We start from the raw sequence: 19215 nt of genomic DNA on the forward strand, positions 1-19215 counted from the left end.
CGGGGGCGGGGATCAGGCGGGTTCCGGGGCGGGGATCAGGCGGGGTTCCGGGCGGGGGATCAGTGGAAGAGCGCCGCCAGCTCCACCCGGGAGCGCACGCCGAGCCGGCTGAAGACGTTGCGCAGGTGGTACTCGACGGTACGAGTGCTGAGCAGCAGCACGTCGGCGATCTCCCGGTTGGTCGCCCCGCGGGCGACCAGGCCGCAGATCCGGCTCTGCTGCGCGGTCAGGTCCGTCCCCGCGGGCACGGCGGCGGGGCTCACGCCGGCGCCGGCGGCCCGCAACTCCGCCGTGGCCCGGTCCGCCCACGGCCGCGCGTCGAACTGCTGGAAGACGGCGACCGCGTCACGCAGCAGGCCGCGTGCGGCGCTCGGCCTGCGGGCCCGCCGCAGCCGGCGGGCGAAGAAGAACTCGGTCTTGGCGAGTTCGAGGGCCGCGTCGTCGTCGCGGTGCAGCCGCAGGGCCTCGCGGAAGTGCTCCTCCGCCACCGTGTCCGTCTCGGCCACCAGCCCGTGGCAGCGGTGCGCCAGCGCCAGCCGCGCGGCGCTGCCGGAGCTCGCGGCCCAGGCCTCGAAGGAGCGCAGCGCCCCCTCGGCCCTGGCCCGTTGGCCGCAGCGGGCCGCCGCCTCCACGAAGTGCGGGGCGGCCATCCCCCTGATCGCCAGGTTGGTCTGCCCCGCGCCCGACGCCATCCGGGCGAAGCGGTCCAGCGCGTCGGCCGGTCGGTCGTCGGAGAGGTCCAGGCAGGCCGACGTCCAGCAGTTGAAGGCGCTCGGCCGGCCGAGCTCGCGGGTCGCCACCTCGGGGGCGGCGGCCCTCAGCCGCGGCGCGGCGGCGGCGCGGTCGCCCTGCAGCGCCGCCGACAGGGCCAGGACGGCCACGTGGTCCACCGCCAGGTTGCGCTGCCCGGTGGCCTCGGCGAGCCGCAGCCCCTCGGTGGCGGCCGCCTCGGCCGCGGCGTGCCGGTCGAGCATCAGGGCGGCGAGGGCCTGGTACACCAGGGCCCCCGGCACCAGGGCGACGGCGCCGAGCTCCCCGGCCGCGAAGGCCGCACGGACCGCCAGGGCGTGTGCCCGCCGGGCGTCACCGAGCGTGTAGGCGGCCTGGCTGGCCCAGATCGCCGACTCGGGGTCGGGCACCGCCTCGGCCAGCCGCACCACCCTGCGCAGGGCCCGGGTCGCCTCGTGGTGCCGCCCCTGGTAGGTCGCCGCCATCCCGGCGATGTGGTCGAAGCCGAGCCGTACCTGCGGCGGGTCGTCCTCGCGCCGCATCGACCGCGCGCGTTCGGCGAGCTCGAAGTAGCCCCGGAAGTCACCGGCCAGGCAGCTGGCCTCACCCGCGAGCACCAGCGCGCGCACGCTCGGCCCGCGCTCGGCGGCGCCGGCGAGCAGGGCCCCGGCGCGGCAGAGCGCCCGGTGGGCCGTGGCGGGTACACCGTCCCGGAGTTCGATCTCGCCCCGCACCAGCATCCGCAGGCCGCCGGTGGCCGGCGCCGCGCCCTGCGGCGGTACCCGGCGCAGCAGCGCCCGCGAGCGCCGCGGGTCGCCCGCGGCCAGCCGGTCGGCCGCCGCCGTGACCAGGCAGCGCGCCCGGTCCTGCGGGTGCGCGAGCACCTCGGCGGCCCGCTCCAGGGCGGCCGCGGACGCGCCGGGGTCGCCGGCGCCGCGGGCCGCCGCGGCCGCCAGGTCGAGCGCCGCCGTCAGGTCGTCCAGGGGCTGCTGCGCGAGGGCGAGTCGGTGCACCGCCCGCAGCAGCGGCGAGGCGTGCGGGCCGGCCGCCCGGGCCAGTGCGGCGTGGGCGGCCTGCCGGTCCGCCAGCGGGACGTCGGCGAGCAGGCAGGACCGGACGAGGCGTCCCGGCACCGTGGCCACGGACGCGTCCAGCAGCACCAGCCCCGAGGCGCGCGCCTCGTCGAGTGCCTCAGGGCCGGCCCCCGCGGCCCGTGCGGACGCCAGCAGCTCCGCCACCGGCAGCCGGTCCCCGATCGCGACCAGCCACACCAGACCCCGGGCCGCCGCGGACAGGGCTCCGAGCCGGCGGCGGTAGCGCGCCCGCAGGCGGCCGGCCGGGGGCAGTGCCGGCGGCCCCGGTGAACCGGCCGCCGCCGACGCGGCCAGCTCGACCAGGGCCAGGGGATTGCCCTCGGCCAGGTCCGTGATCTCGCCCAGCAGTTCCGGCTCCCAGTGCCGGCCGCCCAGGTCGGCCAGGAGCTCGGCCACGGCGCCCGGCCGCAGCGGGTCCAGCGGCACTGTACGGAGGTCGCCGAGCTCCGCCACCGCCCGGCCGCCCGGCTCGGCCGCGAACGCCAGCACGACCGGGAGGCCCACCAGCCGACGCGCCACGAACCCCAGGACCCGCAGGGTGGGCGCGTCCAGCCACTGCGCGTCGTCCACGCACCACAGCACCGGCCGCTCCCGGCCCGCGCGGCCGAGCAGGCCGAGGACGGCGAGCGCGAGACCCGACTCCCCGGGCCCGGGCGGCGGGCCGGCCGCCACCTCGTCCAGCAGCCGCGCCTGGCCGGCGGGCAGCTCCCGGATCCGCGGGGCCAGCGGCAGGAGCAGCCGCTGCAGCCCGGCCAGCGCGGTCGCGCTCTCGGCCTCGGTGCCCGCCACCCACTGCGGGGCGAAGCCGGTCGCCGCGCGCGCGGCAGCGGCCAGCACGGACGTGCGGCCCGCCCCCGGATCACCGACCAGCAGGACGGCTTCGCCGTGCCCGGCACGTGCTCCTGACAGTGCGTCCGCCAGCGCCGCGGACTCGTGCTCGCGTCCGCGCAGCGGTTGTCCGGGCGCCCAGCGCCACGTCGGCCCAGCGTCCATGGCGCCAGTGTCGGCCCCGGGTTGCCGCGAGGGGAATAGGCCGGCACGCGGTTCTGCCCATGACAACCACGAAGACCGGTGATTCCACCGGTCCGCCGGCCCGGGCCGCCCCCGAGACTGCTGCCACCACCCACTCGACAGGGAGCCCCTGTGAAACGGATACCCGCACTCCTGCTGGCCGCACTGACCGCCGTCGGTCTCACCACGGCGCTGCCCGCCGCCGGCGCCGCCACCGCCCACACCCCGGTCGTCTTCGTCCACGGCTTCAGCGGCAGCTCCTCCAACTGGACCACCGCCGAGGCCGTCTTCCAGGCGGGCGGCTACGGCGGCGGCGAGCTGTTCGCCTTCGACTACGACTGGACGCAGTCCAACAAGACCAGTGCCGCCAACCTGGCCGCCTACGTCAAGCAGGTGCTGGCCAGGACCGGTGCCAAGCAGGTCGACATCGTCAACCACTCGATGGGCGGCCTGGTCAGCGACTGGTACGTCAAGCAGCTGGGCGGTCAGCCCTCCGTCCGCCGCCTGGCCTCGATCGCCGGCGCCAACCACGGCACCACCTACGCCTCGGCCTGCCTGGTCTACGCGTCCTGCGTCGAGATGTACCCGGGCTCCGCCTTCCTCGCCACGGTCACGTCGGGGGACGAGACGCCGGGCGGTACCGGGTACGCCACCTGGTACTCGCCGTGCGACGGCGTGATCCTGCCCTACACCAGCACCGCGCTGAGCGGCGCCACCAACCACCTCGTCGCCTGCCAGACCCACATCGGCTTCCTCACCGACACCCTCACCCTGGGCGCCGTGGAGCAGTTCCTCGCCTCCTGATCGGGAGTGGGCCGGAGCGGCCGGCTCGCGCGGTGACCACCCCCCGGTCGCCGAGTGAGCCGGCCGCGTCCGTGGGCTCCGTCCGCCGGTCCGTGACGATGAACCGGATTGACGGATCATCACATATGGTGAGGATCAGGCTGATCGGCTGATCGCCGTCGTACCCGTGTGCCAGCATGTCAGCCGGACGCCGGGGCACCGACCGCCGCCTGTTCCCGGCAGCAGCGGCAACCCCCGGCACTGGACGGAGAGACGGAATCATGCGAGGCGGACACGCTGTTCCGGCGGCACTCGGGCCGTCGGCCGCGCTCACGGTCACGGCCTGCGTGGAGAAGATCCGCGCCACGGCCGGCTGAGGAGCCGGGGGTGGAGAGCACGCCGGGCGGGGAAGTCCGGCGCCGCCGCGACCGGCAGACCGCGGACATCCGAGCCGCCTACCGGGCCCGCGGCTACGAACTCGCCCTGCCCGAGGACGTGTCGCGACTCGGCCGGACCGAACTGCACCGGGTGTCCGGGCAGGTGGTCGGGCTGCTCGCCCAGGTCTACGGCCGGGCGCCGGAGACCCTCGCCGACGAGGCCCGGCGGCTGGCCGACGCCGTCGGTGACGGCCGCGTCCGGTTGCTCGTCCTCCTCGACGACCGCGGTGCGGTCACGGCCACCACCCGGTTCACCAGGATCGAGCCGCTGTTCCCGGGGGCGGAGGGCGGCCGCCACGAGGTCGGGCGGACCGGAAAGCGGCCGGGCGCCGAACCCCGCCTGGCAGCGGGCCTGCTGCGCGCGCGGCTGCTCTGGGCGGTCGACCACCTGGGCCGCGCCGGCCACGTGGTGTCCCACACCCGGGTGGCCCGCGCGGCGCCGGGCCGGCCACCGGTCGGCCCGCTCCTGGCCGGACTGCTCGCGCAGGACGGCTGCGTGCCCACCCACGCCGGGTACTCCCACATCGTCGCCCGCACCGCCGCCGAACCCTTCGTCAGCACCTGCCTCCCGCTCGACCGGGCCGCCTGGCGGACCGCGGTGCGTGCCCAGCGGATCCGACTTCCCGACCACCCCGCGCAACGGCTGTTCGGCGCCATGCTCGCCGAGACCTGCGGGGTGGAGCCCCGGTACGCGCCCGCGCCCGAGCCTCCCGCCGGAGCCCCGCTGCTCACCGGGCACCTGCGCGAGCTCGCCGCCGCCGACCCGGCCGTCGAGTCCCGCTACCTGCTCAGCCGACGGCCCGCCCTCACCGGGCGTCCCGTGGACGCCGTCCCGTACGTCGTCGGGCCGGACGGAACGCACCGCTCCACCGGGCTGAGCGACCGGATCGTGGTCGAGCAGGACATCGTCGACGGGGGTGGGGCGCTCCCCGCGATCGAGTACCTGCGCCGTCAGGGTTTCGAGCCCGCGGGCTGGGAGCCGTCCCATCAGCACCACGCGCGGGCGGCTCTCGTCCTGACCCGCCCGGGGACGCTCCCCGCGCCGGAGGTGTCCGTCGCGGCCCCCGACCTCTCCTCCCTCGCCGGGCTCCCGGCGACGCAGCGCTTCCTGGCCCACGTGCTCGCCCGCCGCCCCGCCGCGGCGGTGACCGCACGCGGGTAGGCCCGCCCGACCGGATCGCCGGACGGATCCGTCCCTCCCCGCGCCCGGTCCGGACGGACGGACTCCCCGCGCCGGGTCCGTACGGGTGGACTCGCCGGGCGGGGGCCTCGGGCGGGGGCCCCGAGGTCGGGGCGGGTGATGACCTTGGGCTCCCAAGGTCCCCCACCCCCAGGAAGAGACGCCCGCCATGCGCCGCGCCCCCACCCGCAGGCTCACCACCGCCCTGCTCGCCCTGTCCACGCTCGTCCCGCTGACCCTGACCGCGCTCCCGGCCCAGGCCGCCCCGACGTCGGCCACCGCGACGTCGGCCGCCGCGAGCACCGCCGACCCGTACGCCGACGACTGCCCGCCGCACGGCCTGGATCCCGCCCTGGTGGCCCGGCTGGACGAGGCGATCGCGCGCACGCAGGCGGAGACCGGCGTCCCCGGGGTGACCGTCGGACTGTGGTTCCCCGGCCGCGGCAGCTACGTGCGCTCCACCGGCGTGGCCGACAAGGCGACCGGGGCGCCGATGAAGCCCGGTCTGAACATGCGGATCGGCAGCGAGACCAAGACCTTCACCGCCACCGCCGTCCTGGAGCTGGTCGACGACGGGCTGGTCGGGCTGGACGACCCGATCGCCGGCTACCTCGACGGCGTGCCCGACGGCGGCAACATCACCGTCCGGCAGCTGCTGGAGATGCGCAGCGGCCTGTTCTCGTACAGCGCCGACCCGGACTTCGTGCAGGCCCTGCTCAGCGACCCGACCCGGCCGTTCACCCCGCAGGAGCTGCTGGCGTACGCCTTCCGCCACCCGAACGTCTTCGCCCCGGGCACGGCGTTCCAGTACTCCAACACCAACTACATCCTGCTCGGCCTGCTGGTGGAGAAGCTCAGCGGGACCCCCCTCGCCGACTTCATCCACCAGCGCGTCACCGGCCCGGCCCACCTGCGCCGCACGCTGTTCCCCACGGGCGCCGAGTTCCCGTCACCGCACGCGCACGGGTACACCGACCAGACGCTGACCGGCGAGGTCGCCGACACCACCGACTGGAACCCGAGCTGGGGCTGGGCGGCCGGCGCGATGATCTCCAACCTGAGCGACCTGCACCGCTGGGCGAGGGTGGTCGCCACCGGCACCCTGCTCTCGCCGGCCACCCAGGCGGAGCGGGAGAAGTTCATCACGGTGCCCGGCTTCGACGGCGCCGGGTACGGCCTGGGCCTGTTCGACACCCACGGCTGGATCGGGCACAACGGCTCGCTGCCGGGCTACGAGAGCGTGACGATGTACCTGCCGGAGCAGAAGGCCACCATGGTGATCCTGCTCAACACCGACATCCTGCACGACGGCTTCGAGCCGAGCACCCTGTTCGCGAAGGCGATCACCTCGATCGTCACCCCGGACCACGTCTACGAGCTCCCGGCCGAGGGCTGATCCCGCCGCGGGTCGGAGCCGACGCGGTTGCGGTCCCGCTCGGGTCCGGGCTCCTGCCCGGTCCGGCGGCCCGCAACCGCGTCGCCGTGGCCGTCCGGGCGCGCGTACGCCGACGCCCCGGGTGACGGCCGGGCGCCCCGGGTGTCAGCGTCCGGCGGTCGCGCGGGCGCGTGCCACCAGGAACGGCACGCACCGCTCGACGAAGTCCTCGAAGTCCTCCGCGGTGTTGTAGACGTGGGTGGAGAGCCGCACGAACCCCCGGCCGCCGAAGGTCGTGACGGCGGTCTCGACGCCCAGGCGCGCGGAGAGCTCCTGCCGCAGCGCGTGGGCGTCGGCGTGGTCGGTGGCCAGCCCCTCGGGCAGCCGCACCAGGCGCAGGCCGTTGACCGGGCATCCGACCTCGGCCGACGCGTCGGCGCCGGTCGCCTCCGACAGGGCCCGGGCGACGATGTCCTCGGCGTAGTCGGCGAGTTCGGTGAGGTACCGGCGGGCCTCGTCCCAGCCGTAGTGCTCCTCGACGGCGGCGAAGGCGACCGGTGCGGCCAGGTACGACGTGACGTCGAGGGTGCCCTGGTGGTCGAAGCGCTCGGGGAACGGCAGCCGGGCGCCCCAGGAGTCGATCGTCGGGTGGAGGGCGTCGGTGTGCGGACCGGAGGTGACCAGGGCCGCCGTGCCGCGCGGCGCGCACGAGAACTTGTGCAGGTTGCCGACCCAGAAGTCGGCGTCGACGCCGGCCAGCGGCGCCGCCACGAGCCCCGGCGCGTGCGCCGCGTCGACGAGCACGGGGATGCCGAGCCGGCGGCCGTGCGCGGCGACCCGGCCGGCGGGCAGTTCACGGGCGGTGGCGGAGGTGATCTGGTCGATGACGACCAACGCCACGTCCGGCGTCATCTCGGCGGCGACCGCTTCGTAGGCCTCGTCCTCGGTGGCGTCGAGGGGGATCCGCACGGTGGTCACCGAGCCGCCCCAGCGCCGGGCCAGGCGCTCCGCGCCCATCACGACGGCGCCGTAGCCGTGGTCCGTGGTGACGATCCGCATGCCCGGCCGGGCCGGCACCCCGGCGAAGACCACGGCGGCGCCCGCGCTGGCGTTCGGTACCAGGGCGGTCGCGGCGGTATCGGCGCCGAGGTGGGCGGCGATGTCGGCACGGGCGGCGGCGACCCGTTCGTGCAGCATCGGGAACCAGCCGCACGGATTGGCGTCCATCGTCGCCCGGTACGCGGCCTGGGCCCGCTGGGCCGCCAGCGGGACGCCGCCGAACGAACCGTGGTTGAGGTGCCGGACCGCCGGGTCCAGCGACCAGTCGGTGATGGCGGGCAGGCCGGACGGTGTCAGCAGCGGCTGCGGACGCGGGCGGGCGCCCGGGGCGGTCTGCGGCGGCGTGCTGGTCTGCGAGGCGGGCATGTCGGCATCGTAGCTTCCCGCTCAGCGCGTGCCGGGGGGCCGGCCACCGCGTCGCGGCCCGCGGTCGGTGCCCCCGCGGACGGTCCGGCCCCTGCCCGCAAGGGCGGTCAGTCCGCCGGGCCGGAGGGTGCGGCGCGCGGGCGCAGCGGGGCGGGTGCGGTGCCGTGGCGGTCGTCGGTGGCGCCGTCGGCGGTCCAGGCGAGCAGCATCTGCAGGGCGTCGTGGTGGGGGGTGCCGCGCGGGGCGGCGTAGGTGATGAGGGCCTGGTCGGGATCGTCGGCGGCGCGCAGGGTCTCGTAGGTCAGGTCGAGGTCGCCGACCAGGGGGTGGCGGAAGTGCTTGACCCCGGAGGTCTTGTCCTGAACGGGGTGTTCGGCCCACCAGCGGCGGAAGTCCGCGCTCTTGACGGACAGTTCGCCGATCAGGGCGGCCAGCTGCGGATCGTCGGGGTTGCGGCCGGCGTCCAGGTGCAGGTAGGCGACGTTCCCCCGGGCGCAGTCGGTCCAGTCGGCGTAGAGCTCGCGGGAGGCGGGATCGAGGAAGGTGATCCGGGCGAGGTTGCGCCGGCCGGGTTCGAGGGCGGAGTAGTCGCCGAACAGGGCGAGGGCGGCGGAGTTCCAGGCCAGGATGTCCATCCGGCGGCCCATGACCAGCGCGGGCAGGTCGTGCAGTTCGTCGAGCAGCCGCCGCAGCATCGGGCGGACCTGCTGCTCGGGCCGGGGCTGCGGGGTACGGCGTTGGGCGGTGCGGGGCCGGGCCAGGGTGTGCAGGTGCCGGGTCTCGTCCGCGTCCAGGCACAGCGCGCGGGCCAGGGCGTCCAGGACGGCCGGCGAGGGGTTGGGCACCCGGCCCTGTTCCATCCGGGTGTAGTAGTCGACGCTGACGCCGGCGAGCTGGGCGATCTCCTCGCGGCGCAGACCGGCGACCCGGCGCCGGCCGCCGAACCGGGTCAGGGCGACGTCTTCGGGGAGCAGGCGGGAGCGGCGCGTCAGCAGGAAGGCGCCCAGGCCGGTCGTGGAGGTGCTCATGGGGCCATTCTCCCCGGCCGTGCCGGTCCGGGGCCTGGCCCTGTCAGGGCCAGGCTCGGCGTTGTCGGCGGCCCTGGACGGGTGGGCGTTCAGGTCACGGTGGGCGGCTCGCCGCCGCCGGCTCGGGCTCGGGGTCGGGCGGCGAGACGGCCGCGAGGTCGTCGAGCAGGCCGCTCAGCCAGACGCTGAGGTCGGTGGCGTCGAGCAGCAGCGGGTCGGCGGGCGGATGGGCGGTGAGGGTGCGTTCGCCGAGGAGCACCTCGCCGGCCTCGGTGATCCGCAGGTCCGCCCGGTCGGGGCGGCGCTTCAGCAGCAGCCCGCGGCTCTGCTGCTGGAAGGCGGCCGCCACCCGCCGGGCGTCCTGCTCCAGCTGCCCCACCGTCCGGGGCCAGGGGGCGAGCGAGCCGGGCGGGCAGCGGGTGAGGAGTTGTTCGGCGCCCCGGCTCGTGTGCTGGCAGGCGACCAGTGCGGCCTGCCAGTTGGGGCCGTCCATCGCCGGGTCGTGGCGTTCGGCCTGGAACTGGGCGTACGACGCCTCGGCGAGGAACAGCGTGTGCTGGGTGCGGCGCAGCGCGCCCGTCCCGTCGGTGGTACCGGACACCAGGGCGACGGTCTCCCGCAGTGCCAGGGCGCTGTCGGCGAGCAGTCCGGCGATCGAGCGCCGCAGCTCGCTGCCCGCGCCCCGCGGCCAGGCGCAGAGGCCGGCCAGGGTGCCCACGGTGGCGCCGATCAGCACGTCGATCAGCCGGGTCTCGGCCAGCCGCCAGCTGGTCGGGGCCAGCTGGGTGAAGATCATCGCGACCACCACGGTGAACAGCCCCTGCCCCCAGGCCACGCCGAGCAGCGGCCCGGCCGTGAAGGCCGCCAGCATGACCAGGGGCAGGGCGGCCGCGTAGAACGCCGGTTGCTCGCCGACGGCGAAGAGCAGCGGAGCCGTGGCGAGGGCGCCGAGCAGCGTGCCGGTCAGCGCCGGGCGCAGCGTCATCCGGGTGTCGGCCGCGCAGGTGCGCATCAGGGTGAGGGTGGCGAGCAGGGCCCAGAAGCCGTGGGAGAGGTCGAGGGCGCCGGCGACCAGCCGGGCGGCGGCCAGGGCCAGCGCGATCCGCAGGGCGTTCTGGAAGTACACCGACCGTGGGGTCAGGTGCCCCCGGAACCGGTGCCACCAGAGCATCGGCGCCGACACCCGCGCGTACCAGAACGGGCTGCGCCGGCGGTCGGTCGGGTGCGGGCCCGGCGGCACGGGGGCGCCGCGGCTGATCCGGACGGCGAGCAGCAGGAAGCGGGCGCCCTCGGCGGCGTCCAGGGCGATGCAGCCGAGCCGCAGCTTCGCCTCGGCGGCCTCGGGCGAGGCGGGCCAGGAGGCCTCGGCCGGCGCGGCGCGGGCCGTCTCGAAGACGGTGATGGCCTCTTCCAGCCGGTCGGTTCGGGGCGGCGCCGCCTGGGCGCGGACGCCGGGTGCGGCCTCGCGCAGCGCCTCGGCCGTGGCCCGCAGCAGGACGGCGGTGTCCGGGGTCGGGCCGCCCGCCGCGTCCAGCGTCACCACCCGGGCGAGCTGCGTCCTGGTGTAGCGCAGGGCGGCGGCGCAGTGGGTGAGGGAGCGGTCCACCGCGCCCGCGGACGCGGGGCGCTCCAGGACGGGGACCCGGGACGGCCGCAGGCGGTCGACCGCCGTCCGGCTCGCCGCGAGGGGTTCGTCCGCGCCCTCACTCGCGCGCCGGTTCCGGCCGGTTTCGGCGGGGTCGGTGCGGTCGGTCGGCGCGTCCGGCGCGGTGCAGGCCCGGGCCGCGCCGTCGGCGAGGCGCGCCACCGCGTACGCCGCGCGGGCCACCCGGTCGCGGTAGCGCAGGGGTCTTCGCTCCGGCCAGAGGGCGAGCTCCGCACCGGCCAGCAGCACCAGCCCGATGGTGACCCCGGCCAGCCGGGAGGCGAGCGCCTGCGGCGCGTAGGGCGGGAAGCAGGGCAGGATGTAGAAGAGCTGGAGCCCGTTGGCCAGTCCGACCAGCCGCGGCCCGCCCACCGACCCGTACGCGACGGCGAACCCGATGACCAGCATGCCGAGCGCCGCCGACCAGGCCCGTACCGCCAGCAACGTCCCGGCGGTGACCAGCAGGTACGAGGCCGGCAGCACCGCGAGCAGGGTGCGGGCGCGGTCCGCGGCGCCGCCGCCGAGCTGGGACAGGACACCGGCGGCGACCACGGCGAACAGCCCGTAGGTGGCCATGGTGTCGTCGTGCAGGCCGTACCGGCAGGCGTAGAAGGCCGCGCAGGCCACCAGGGTGACCCGCAGGGCGCGGTGCACGGCGGTCAGCCGGGGATCGCGGCGGCGCAACCACGCGCCGACTGCGGGTGACCGGTCCATCGGCGCCACGCTCCCTGCTGCCGCCCCGGTGCCGGACACGCTCCGTCCCGATGGTCGGCGTGCTTCGCCCTCATGCCCCGTCGGAGGCTCCCGGGGCGCGGGGCCGGATCCGGCCGAACCGGGCGGTGGGCGGACTCCGCCTCGGAGCGGTGTCCGTCCGGCTTCGGTGCCGGCCGTCACCCGTGCGGTTCCGTCGGCAACGGCGCCTTTGCGCCCGGCCGTTCCGCGGCCGGCCCCGCTCACCACGGTACGACCCGTCGCGGCCCCGGCGCCTGCGCTGGGGATCGGCGGCGCCCGGGACGCGGGTTCGCGGGAAGCGCACGGGCCTCCGGGCCGTGGACGCGGATCCCACGGCCCGGAGGCCCTCAACTGATGCGGCGGTGCCGCGGTACGGCGGTTACGGCGCCGGGGCCGTTACGGGGCCGGGGTGTTCGGGGTCCCGGTGATCACGAACTGCGAGCCGGGCTCGATCAGGACGTTGCCCTGGGCCGAGTTGGTGATGGTGACGTTGCTGAGCGTGGCGGAGCCGCGGGCGCCGCCGTGGGCGAGGATGCCCGAGCCGTTCACGGACTTGTCGATCCGCACGTTGCTGACCTGGACGTTCGGCGTGGAGCCGCCGCCGGTCTTGAACTGGATGCCGTCGTAGGTGGAGTCGTAGATGTCGGTGTCACGGATGGTGACGCCGGGGATGTCCTGCGAGGAGGCGAACAGGGTGATGGCGCCGAACTCCTGCTGCTCGCCCCAGAAGGCGCCGCCCGTGCGGTACAGCGCGTTGTTGGCGATCAGGGTCTGCCCGGAGAAGGGCAGCGGGTCGTGGTCGGTGGCCAGCATGATGCCGGGGTAGTTCATCGTGTCGGAGACGATGTTGTTCTCGATGGTGTTGCCGTAACCGCCGTACACCGCGATGCCGTTGGCGCGCCACGGCAGCTGGACGGTGTTGTTGCGGAAGTGGTTGTCGTGGCCGATGTCGACCGACTGGTCCTTCACGGCCTTGTTGGACCAGACGGCGAGCGAGTCGTCGCCGGTGTTGCGGAACGAGGAGTTGAAGACGGTCGAGTTGCGGGTGCTGTTGGCGAAGTTGATGCCGTCGGCGTAGGTGTTGCGGATGCGCATGCCGGTGAACTCGAGGCCGTCGCCCGGACCCCACAGGGCGGGGATGTTGTCGTAGTCGCGGCCGACCCAGACGGCGACGTTGGCGTGCTCGATCCAGACGTTGCTGATCTTGGTGTTCTTGCCGAACCGGCCGTTGAGGCCGACGCCGCCCTCGGCGTTGCCGTCACCGCCGCGGATGGTGCCCGAGCCGAAGATCGCGATGTCGGAGATCTGGGTGTTGTCGTCGATGTCGAAGCCGAAGTTGCCCTCGTGCGGGTGGTTGATGCCGTGCGCGTCCTGCGGCGCCGTCAGCGTGTAGAGCTGGGTGTGCCACATGCCCGCGCCGCGGATCGTCACGTTGCTGATGCCGACCTGGTTGAACTGGCCGCGGTTCAGCGGGTCGTCGGTGAGGATCTTCTGCTCCTGCCGCCACTGGCCGGCGGGGATCCACACGCAGCCGATCTCGCCCTTCTGGTCGGCCGTGACCGCCCGCTGGATGGCGTCGGTGTCGTCGATGCCGTCGTTGGGCACGGCGCCGTACGCGGTGATCGAGGTGCAGCCGGCCGGCTGGGCGGCGGCCGGGGCGACCTGCTCCAGGTCGACCAGGTCGATGATGTAGTAGGCGGCGCTGTCACCGGCGTCCCGCTGGAGGCGGAACTTCGTGCCCGGCGGGTACGACTGCGGCAGCAGCGCGTTGGCCTCGTCGAACAGTCGGCGCGCGTCGCCGCCGGGGGTGTTGGTGAGCCCCTCGGGGCTGTCCGTGCTGCCGTACAGCCAGCTGTACTTGGAGGACAGGGTCAGCTTCCGGTTGAACGTGCCGTCGATGTAGAGGCTGATCGTCGCCGACTGGCCCCCGCCGCCCGCGGCGTCCGGGATCGAGTTGCGCACGACGATCGAGTTCGAGGCGTTGGTGGAGGTGAACTCCACGTACTGGCCCTGGGAGTTGAGCTGCACCGACCGGCGGCCCGAGGACTCGGTGGCGAAGTTGGTGTGGCTGAACGTGCGCTTCTGGTCCGACTGCAGCAGGACGCCGTTGTACTGCGCGTCCTCCGCCTCGTACTCGGTGTACGGCAGCGCGGCGCCGCGGCCGACCACGACCGAGCGTGCGAAGACGTTGTTGTTCTCGTTGGTCTCGGCGACCAGGCCGGTCGCGTCCGCCGTGGCGGTGAGCGTGGCGCCGCCGCTGGTGGCGGTCCAGGTGCCGCTGACCGGCACCTGCGCGGTCGCGCCGGCGGCGATGGCCCCCGTCGTGCCGTTCAGCGTGGTGGAGCCCACGGTCAGCCGGGTGACCGTGCCGGCGGCCACGGCGGTGGTGCCGCGGTTCTGCACCGCGACGGTGAAGCCGACCGAGGCCCCCACGGCCGGGGAGGCCGGGTTGGTGGCGATGCCCGTGACCGTCAGGTCGGGGCCCGGGGCCTGGGTGACGGTGAGCTTCGCCGCGCCCGTCCGGCTGTTGTTGGAGTTGTCCTGCTCGGCGACGGTGTCGGTCGGGTCGACCACCGCCGAGACGGTGTAGCTGCCCTGCGGGCGCTTGCCGACGACGACCGGCACGGTCGCCGAGGCGCCGGCGGCCAGCGCGCCCACCGCGGCCGAACCGGCCACGACGCCTTCGAGGCTGACGTTGACGGTCGTCGCGGGGGAGGCGGCGGTGCCGGCGTTGCGCACCGTCGCGTTGACGGTGACGGTGTCCGCCTCGCTCGGGGCGGTGGGCGACCAGGTCAGGTCGGTGACGGTGAGATCCGGGTTGGGCGCGGCGGTGCCGACCACCTGGAGCTCCGCGACCTGCGCGCCGGGGGCGCCGGTGTTGGAGGAGAAGGTGAGCCGGACGTCGGCGTAGCGGCCGGTCACCGGGATCGTCACGGTGTTCTGGCTGCCCGGGCTGAACGCGTAGTCCGCCCGTGCGCGCAGCGCCGTGAAGGCGGTCGCCGACTGCTCGCGGCCCTCGACCTGGATCGCCTGCGTCCTGGCCCCCCAGGCCGGGTCGGGGTTGAGCTTGACCACGACGGCCTCGACGTCCGCGTTGGAGCCGAGCTTCACCGTCAGGGTCGACGGGAACCCGGCCGACTCCCAGTAGGTGGCGGTGTTGTCGTCGACGGCGTTGGCGGCGGTGTAGCTCTGGGTGGTCGAGGAGGCCTCGATCGGCTTGTTGCGCGCCAGGTTCGAGCCGGTGACCGGCGGGTCGACCGGGCCGCCGCCCTGGCCGTAGACCTCCAGCTCGGAGATCTGCCCGGCGTTCCACCCGGTGTTCCCGGTCACCTGCACCCGTACGTAGCGCACGGTGGCGGACGGGAAGGCGATGCCCACGGTGTTCGCTCCGGACGGGTCGAACACCCGGCCGGAGGAGGCGGCCAGCGTGCTGAAGGCCGCGCCGTCGGTGCTGCCGAGGACGCTGAGCGTCTCGGTGCGGGCGCCCCAGGACGAGGGGAGCTTCAGTGCCACCTCGTTCACGCTGATGCTGCTGCCGAGGTCGACCTGCACCCACTGCGGGAACGTGCCCGAGGGGCTCTCCCAGTAGGAGGCCTGGCTGCCGTCGGTGATGTTGCCGGCCGGGTAGCCGCCGTTGGCGCCGCTGGCGGTGGCGGGCTTGCCGAGCGCGAGGTTGGGACCGGTGGCCGCGTGGGCGGCCGTCAGGGGCGTCAGCCCGAGGGTGACCAGACCTGCGACCAGCGTGCCGGTGATCAGCCGCCGGCCGTGGTGTTTCCATCTCATGGTGTGGGAGTCCTCTGGTTCGTGTGCCGGGCAGTCGTGCGCCGCGCCCGTCGGGTGACCGGGCCCGCCGGTCGCCGAGGGCTTCGGGCCGGGGGAGTCGGGTGACGGGACGGGCGTTGCGGTGCGCCGGTCTGACGGGGTGGGAGAGGGCCCGCCGAGCCGTTTGCCAGGGGTTCGGCGGAGAATGACAACGCTTGCGAAAGCCTTTTGCGTTCCTTGGTCAATTATTTGCGCTGTCAGGGTGACAGGTTTCTATCAAGTGACCACTTTGTCAACGGTCCTGACTCGACGACTGGTGGGAGGGTGCAACCCCGAGGCCCCGCGCGGCGGGTGGCGGATGCCGCGGCGGGCCTCCCGCCCGGCAGGCGGGCCCGCTCCGGCCCCGGGTCGCCGAAGGCCGCCGACGGACCGTCAGGATCCTTCGCCGGTGCACCCGAGGTGATCCGACGGCCCGGTGATCGCCGCACGCCGACGGCGCGCGGCCCTTCGTGCACCCGTTCGGCTACTCGGCAGTACACGTGCCGTCGCGATCGCGGGCCGCCGATCCTTCGGCAGGGGTCAAGCCCGCCCTAAGGGCGCCTTAACGGGCTGCGTTTCAACGGTGTCGTCGCAGGTCAGCGGCCATGCGTCAGCGAACGTCGGCGTTGTCCCGGCCGACCGGCCGTGCGTAGCATCTGGGCCCACGGAACGGGTGGAGCCGATGAGAGAGCGCTCTCACGGCGGCGGTCCCTGTGCGGCGGCTCCCTGCCCCCTCGGTGGACCCACCCGGAACCGTCCTGGACGAATCCCTACGAAAGGGTGCGCACTGCCATGGCTGCTCATCGTGCACGTCGATGGTCGCTCGGGGGAGTCGTGCTTGCACTGACCTCCGCACTGGTGCTGGCGGGGGCCTACTCCGCATCGAGCCCCGGTACCTCGCAGGCCGGCGCGGCCACCACCGCGCAGACCTGGTCCGACGAGTTCGACGGCCCGGCCGGCCGGGCTCCCGACTCCGCGAAGTGGACGCTGGAGACCGGGGGTTCGGGCAACGGCAACCACGAACTGCAGTACTACACCAACCGCACCGACAACGCCGCGCTCGACGGCCGGGGCAACCTGGTGGTCACCGCACGCCCCAACTCCGACTCCGGGCTGACCTGTTGGTACGGGCCGTGCACGTACACCTCGGCCCGGCTGAACACCGCCCGGACCTTCACCCAGGCCTACGGCCGGTTCGAGTCCCGCATCAAGATCCCGCGCGGGCAGGGGATCTGGCCGGCCTTCTGGGCGCTCGGTGACGACCTCGGCAGCGCCGGCTGGCCGAACAGCGGCGAGATCGACGTGATGGAGAACATCGGCCGCGAGCCGGGGACGGTGCACGGCACGATCCACGGGCCCGGCTACTCCGGCGCGGGCGGCCTCGGCGCCGCCTACACCCTGCCCGACGGCCGCGCCTTCGCCGACGACTTCCACGTCTTCGCCGTCGACTGGAGCCCCACCGCCATCACCTGGTCGGTGGACGGCGTCGCGTACGAGACCCGCACCCCGGCCGACGCCGCGGGCCACACCTGGGTCTTCGGCCACCCCTTCTTCCTCGTCCTCAACCTGGCCGTCGGCGGCGACTGGCCCGGCAGCCCGGACGGCTCGACCTCGCTCCCGCAGACCATGACCGTCGACTACGTACGAGCCTCCGCCTGGAACAACTCCTCGACGGCGCCCGCGAGGACGGGTGCGATCCGCGGCATCGGCGGCATGTGCGCCGACGTGGCCGGCGCCTCCAGCGCCGACCGGACACCCGTCCAGCTCCACGGCTGCTCGGGCAACCCGGCGCAGCAGTGGACCGTCGGCACCGACGGAACGGTCCGCGCGCTCGGCAAGTGCCTCGACGTGGACGGCGGTTCGACGGCGGACGGGGCTGCGGTCCAGCTCTACACCTGCAACGGCACCGGCGCGCAGAAGTGGACGTACACCGCCGCGCACGACCTCACCAACACCGGCTCGGGCAAGTGCCTGGACGCCCGCGGCAACTCCTCCGCGGACGGCACCCGGCTGCAGATCTGGACGTGCACCGGCGGCGCCAACCAGAAGTGGACACTCGGCTGATCACCGGCGGCGCCGGCCCCGGCCGGCCCGCCCCCGTCCGCACCGCCCTCACCTGCATCGCCCAGGCGCACCACCCGGCCGCCGGACCCCACACCGGCGCCGCGTGGCCCGCGGTTCCACGCCCTGCGCCCGACACCCTGCGCCCGACCCCCAGACCTAAGGAAGCGCCTGCCATGACCGCCCGTCACCATCGGCCGCTGTCCCGCCGAAAGCTCCTCGCCGGCGCCGCCGCCCTGGCCCTCTCCGTGCCCGCGGCCGCCAAGTGGATCGAGTCGTCCGCCACCGCCTCCACACTCACCACCCTCCCGCTCGACCTGGTCAGCACCACGGGCAGCGACACCGTGTACGCCTACGTACTGGGCCGCGATCCCTCGGCCGGCGGCAACTGGGCCTTCATCCAGTCCGACGGGGCGACCCTGCACCACCCGCCGGCCCCGGCGAACGACGGCACGCCGCTGGGCGTCGACTGCGCGATCGCCCTCAACAAGCCGGGGGCCGCCGCCCGCAGGGTGACCCTGCCCCGGCTGGACAGCGGGCGGATCTACTTCTCCGTCGGTGCCAAGCTCACCTTCCTGACGAACCGCGGGGGCGGGCTGGCCCTGCCGTCCGTCAGCAACCCCACCGATCCGAACGTGGACGTCCGGCACGACTTCTGCGAGTTCACCTACAACAGCGACCAGTTGTACGCCAACATCACCTTCGTCGACATGGTCGGCCTCCCGATCTCCTTCCGCCTGGAGACCGGGGAGGCCACCCAGACGGTTCGCGGCCTCCCCGGCGACGGGATCGCCCGGGTCGCCGCCGCGCTGCGCGCCCAGTCCGCCGCCGACGGCAGCGACTGGAGCCGCCTGATCGTGACCAGGAACGGCGCCGACCTCCGGGTGCTCAGCCCGAACCTGGCGATCCGGGGCAACACGTCGCTGTTCGCGGGCTACTTCGACAGCTACGTCGACGACGTGTGGAACCGCTACCGCTCCACCGACTTGCGGATCGACACCCAGTTCACCTGGGGCGCCGTGACGGGCCGGGTGAACGGCGACACCCTGACCTTCCCCGGGGTCGGCAGCTTCGGCCGGCCCTCCACCCGGGCCATCTTCTCGTGCAGCGACGCGCCCTTCACGACCGGCAACGACGTCATGGGCAACCTGAGCGCGCGGCTGGCCGCCGCTTTCAACCGCACCACCCTGCTGGACAACCCGAACCAGCCCACCGCCGAGAACCCGGCCGCCTTCTACGCGCGCCCCCGCACCAACCACTACGCCCGGATCCTGCACACCACGACCCCCGACGGGCTGGGCTACGCCTTCCCGTACGACGACGTGCATCCCGGCGGCGTGGACTTCGAGGGCAAGGTGCAGTCGGGGAGCCCCCGCCTGTTCACCATCTCCGTGGGCGGCGCGGCGGCCGGCGGCAGCACCCCGGCGCCGACGGCGACCGCCACCCCCGCGCCGACCGCCACCGGCACCCCGGGCACCGGCGGCGGCACCGGGGTGGGGGCGTTCAGCACCATCCAGGCGGAGGCCTTCAGCGCGAGCTCCGGAGGGCGCGCCGAGCCCTGCTCGGACAGCGGCGGCGGCACCGACATGGGGAGCCTGGCCAACGGTGTCTGGTTCAGGTACGCGGCGGTCGACTTCGGCAGCGCCGGCGCCACCCGCCTCAACGCGCGGGTCGCCTCCGGCGCCGCGGCCGGCGTCAGCGGCCTGGTCCAGGTCAGGCTGGGCAGTCGCACCGCGCAGCCGGTCGGGAGCTTCGCCGTCGCCTCCACCGGCGGCTGGCAGAACTGGCGCACCGTGCCGGCCGACATCGCCCGCACCACCGGCGTCCACGACGTCTACCTGACCTTCGACAGCGGGCAGCCCGCCGACTTCGTCAACCTCAACTGGTTCACCTTCGCCTGACGGTGCAGCAGGC

The 19215-nt window shown here is 74.8% G+C and carries 10 protein-coding genes; 5 read left to right on the forward strand and 5 right to left on the reverse strand.

The genetic code is table 11. From position 1 onward, the window contains the following. Window positions 1-59 precede the first annotated feature (59 nt). A complete protein-coding gene (locus ACFTWP_RS34200; RefSeq protein WP_380268901.1) occupies window positions 60-2816 on the reverse strand; it encodes an AAA family ATPase in 2757 nt (918 codons plus the stop codon). Window positions 2817-2966: 150 nt separating this feature from the next. Here ACFTWP_RS34200 and ACFTWP_RS34205 point away from each other — a divergent pair, with 150 nt between their 5' ends. The 3 genes from ACFTWP_RS34205 to ACFTWP_RS34215 all read left to right on the forward strand — a co-directional run bounded on the left by ACFTWP_RS34205 (window position 2967) and on the right by ACFTWP_RS34215 (window position 6630). After that, window positions 2967-3638 (forward strand): esterase/lipase family protein, encoded by a 672-nt coding sequence (locus tag ACFTWP_RS34205; RefSeq protein ID WP_380268902.1) that lies wholly within the window; start codon window positions 2967-2969, stop codon window positions 3636-3638. 366 nt (window positions 3639-4004) lie between these two features. Continuing rightward, window positions 4005-5216, forward strand: a complete 1212-nt coding sequence (locus tag ACFTWP_RS34210; protein ID WP_380268903.1) for a hypothetical protein — start codon at window positions 4005-4007, stop codon at window positions 5214-5216. Window positions 5217-5403: 187 nt separating this feature from the next. Beyond that, the gene (locus tag ACFTWP_RS34215) at window positions 5404-6630 is read left to right on the forward strand and encodes a serine hydrolase domain-containing protein (RefSeq protein WP_380268904.1); all 1227 of its coding nucleotides are present in this window, start codon (window positions 5404-5406) and stop codon (window positions 6628-6630) included. 144 nt (window positions 6631-6774) lie between these two features. Here ACFTWP_RS34215 and ACFTWP_RS34220 read toward each other — a convergent pair whose 3' ends face one another. The 4 genes from ACFTWP_RS34220 to ACFTWP_RS34235 form a co-directional block, all read right to left on the reverse strand. Beyond that, window positions 6775-8034, reverse strand: a complete 1260-nt coding sequence (locus ACFTWP_RS34220; protein ID WP_380268905.1) for an aminotransferase class V-fold PLP-dependent enzyme — start codon at window positions 8032-8034, stop codon at window positions 6775-6777. Window positions 8035-8141: 107 nt separating this feature from the next. Beyond that, window positions 8142-9062, reverse strand: coding sequence for a helix-turn-helix transcriptional regulator (locus ACFTWP_RS34225; RefSeq protein ID WP_380268906.1), 921 nt, complete (start codon window positions 9060-9062; stop codon window positions 8142-8144). A gap of 94 nt (window positions 9063-9156) precedes the next feature. After that, a complete protein-coding gene (locus ACFTWP_RS34230; protein WP_380268907.1) occupies window positions 9157-11421 on the reverse strand; it encodes an FUSC family protein in 2265 nt (754 codons plus the stop codon). Between the two features lie 414 nt (window positions 11422-11835). Further along, entirely contained in the window at window positions 11836-15222 is a 3387-nt protein-coding gene (locus ACFTWP_RS34235; protein ID WP_380268908.1) for a CARDB domain-containing protein, read from the reverse strand. Between the two features lie 810 nt (window positions 15223-16032). Here ACFTWP_RS34235 and ACFTWP_RS34240 point away from each other — a divergent pair. Both ACFTWP_RS34240 and ACFTWP_RS34245 read left to right on the forward strand, forming a co-directional pair. Continuing rightward, window positions 16033-17304 (forward strand): ricin-type beta-trefoil lectin domain protein, encoded by a 1272-nt coding sequence (locus ACFTWP_RS34240; protein ID WP_380268909.1) that lies wholly within the window; start codon window positions 16033-16035, stop codon window positions 17302-17304. A 173-nt stretch (window positions 17305-17477) separates the two neighbouring features. Continuing rightward, window positions 17478-19202, forward strand: coding sequence for a beta-1,3-glucanase family protein (locus ACFTWP_RS34245; protein WP_380268910.1), 1725 nt, complete (start codon window positions 17478-17480; stop codon window positions 19200-19202). Window positions 19203-19215 lie beyond the last annotated feature (13 nt).

It is taken from the genome of Kitasatospora sp. NPDC057015, from assembly GCF_042673745.1.
GTDB lineage: Bacteria > Actinomycetota > Actinomycetes > Streptomycetales > Streptomycetaceae > Kitasatospora.

Bases quoted from the DNA above. Each gene is read 5' to 3' on its own strand.
- ACFTWP_RS34200 (WP_380268901.1), bottom strand. From the start codon at position 2,816: ATGGACGCTGGGCCGACGTGGCGCTGGGCGCCCGGACAACCGCTGCGC.
- ACFTWP_RS34235 (WP_380268908.1), bottom strand. From the start codon at position 15,222: ATGAGATGGAAACACCACGGCCGGCGGCTGATCACCGGCACGCTGGTC.
- ACFTWP_RS34230 (WP_380268907.1), bottom strand. From the start codon at position 11,421: ATGGACCGGTCACCCGCAGTCGGCGCGTGGTTGCGCCGCCGCGATCCC.
- ACFTWP_RS34245 (WP_380268910.1), top strand. From the start codon at position 17,478: ATGACCGCCCGTCACCATCGGCCGCTGTCCCGCCGAAAGCTCCTCGCC.
- ACFTWP_RS34215 (WP_380268904.1), top strand. From the start codon at position 5,404: ATGCGCCGCGCCCCCACCCGCAGGCTCACCACCGCCCTGCTCGCCCTG.
- ACFTWP_RS34225 (WP_380268906.1), bottom strand. From the start codon at position 9,062: ATGAGCACCTCCACGACCGGCCTGGGCGCCTTCCTGCTGACGCGCCGC.
- ACFTWP_RS34240 (WP_380268909.1), top strand. From the start codon at position 16,033: ATGGCTGCTCATCGTGCACGTCGATGGTCGCTCGGGGGAGTCGTGCTT.
- ACFTWP_RS34220 (WP_380268905.1), bottom strand. From the start codon at position 8,034: ATGCCCGCCTCGCAGACCAGCACGCCGCCGCAGACCGCCCCGGGCGCC.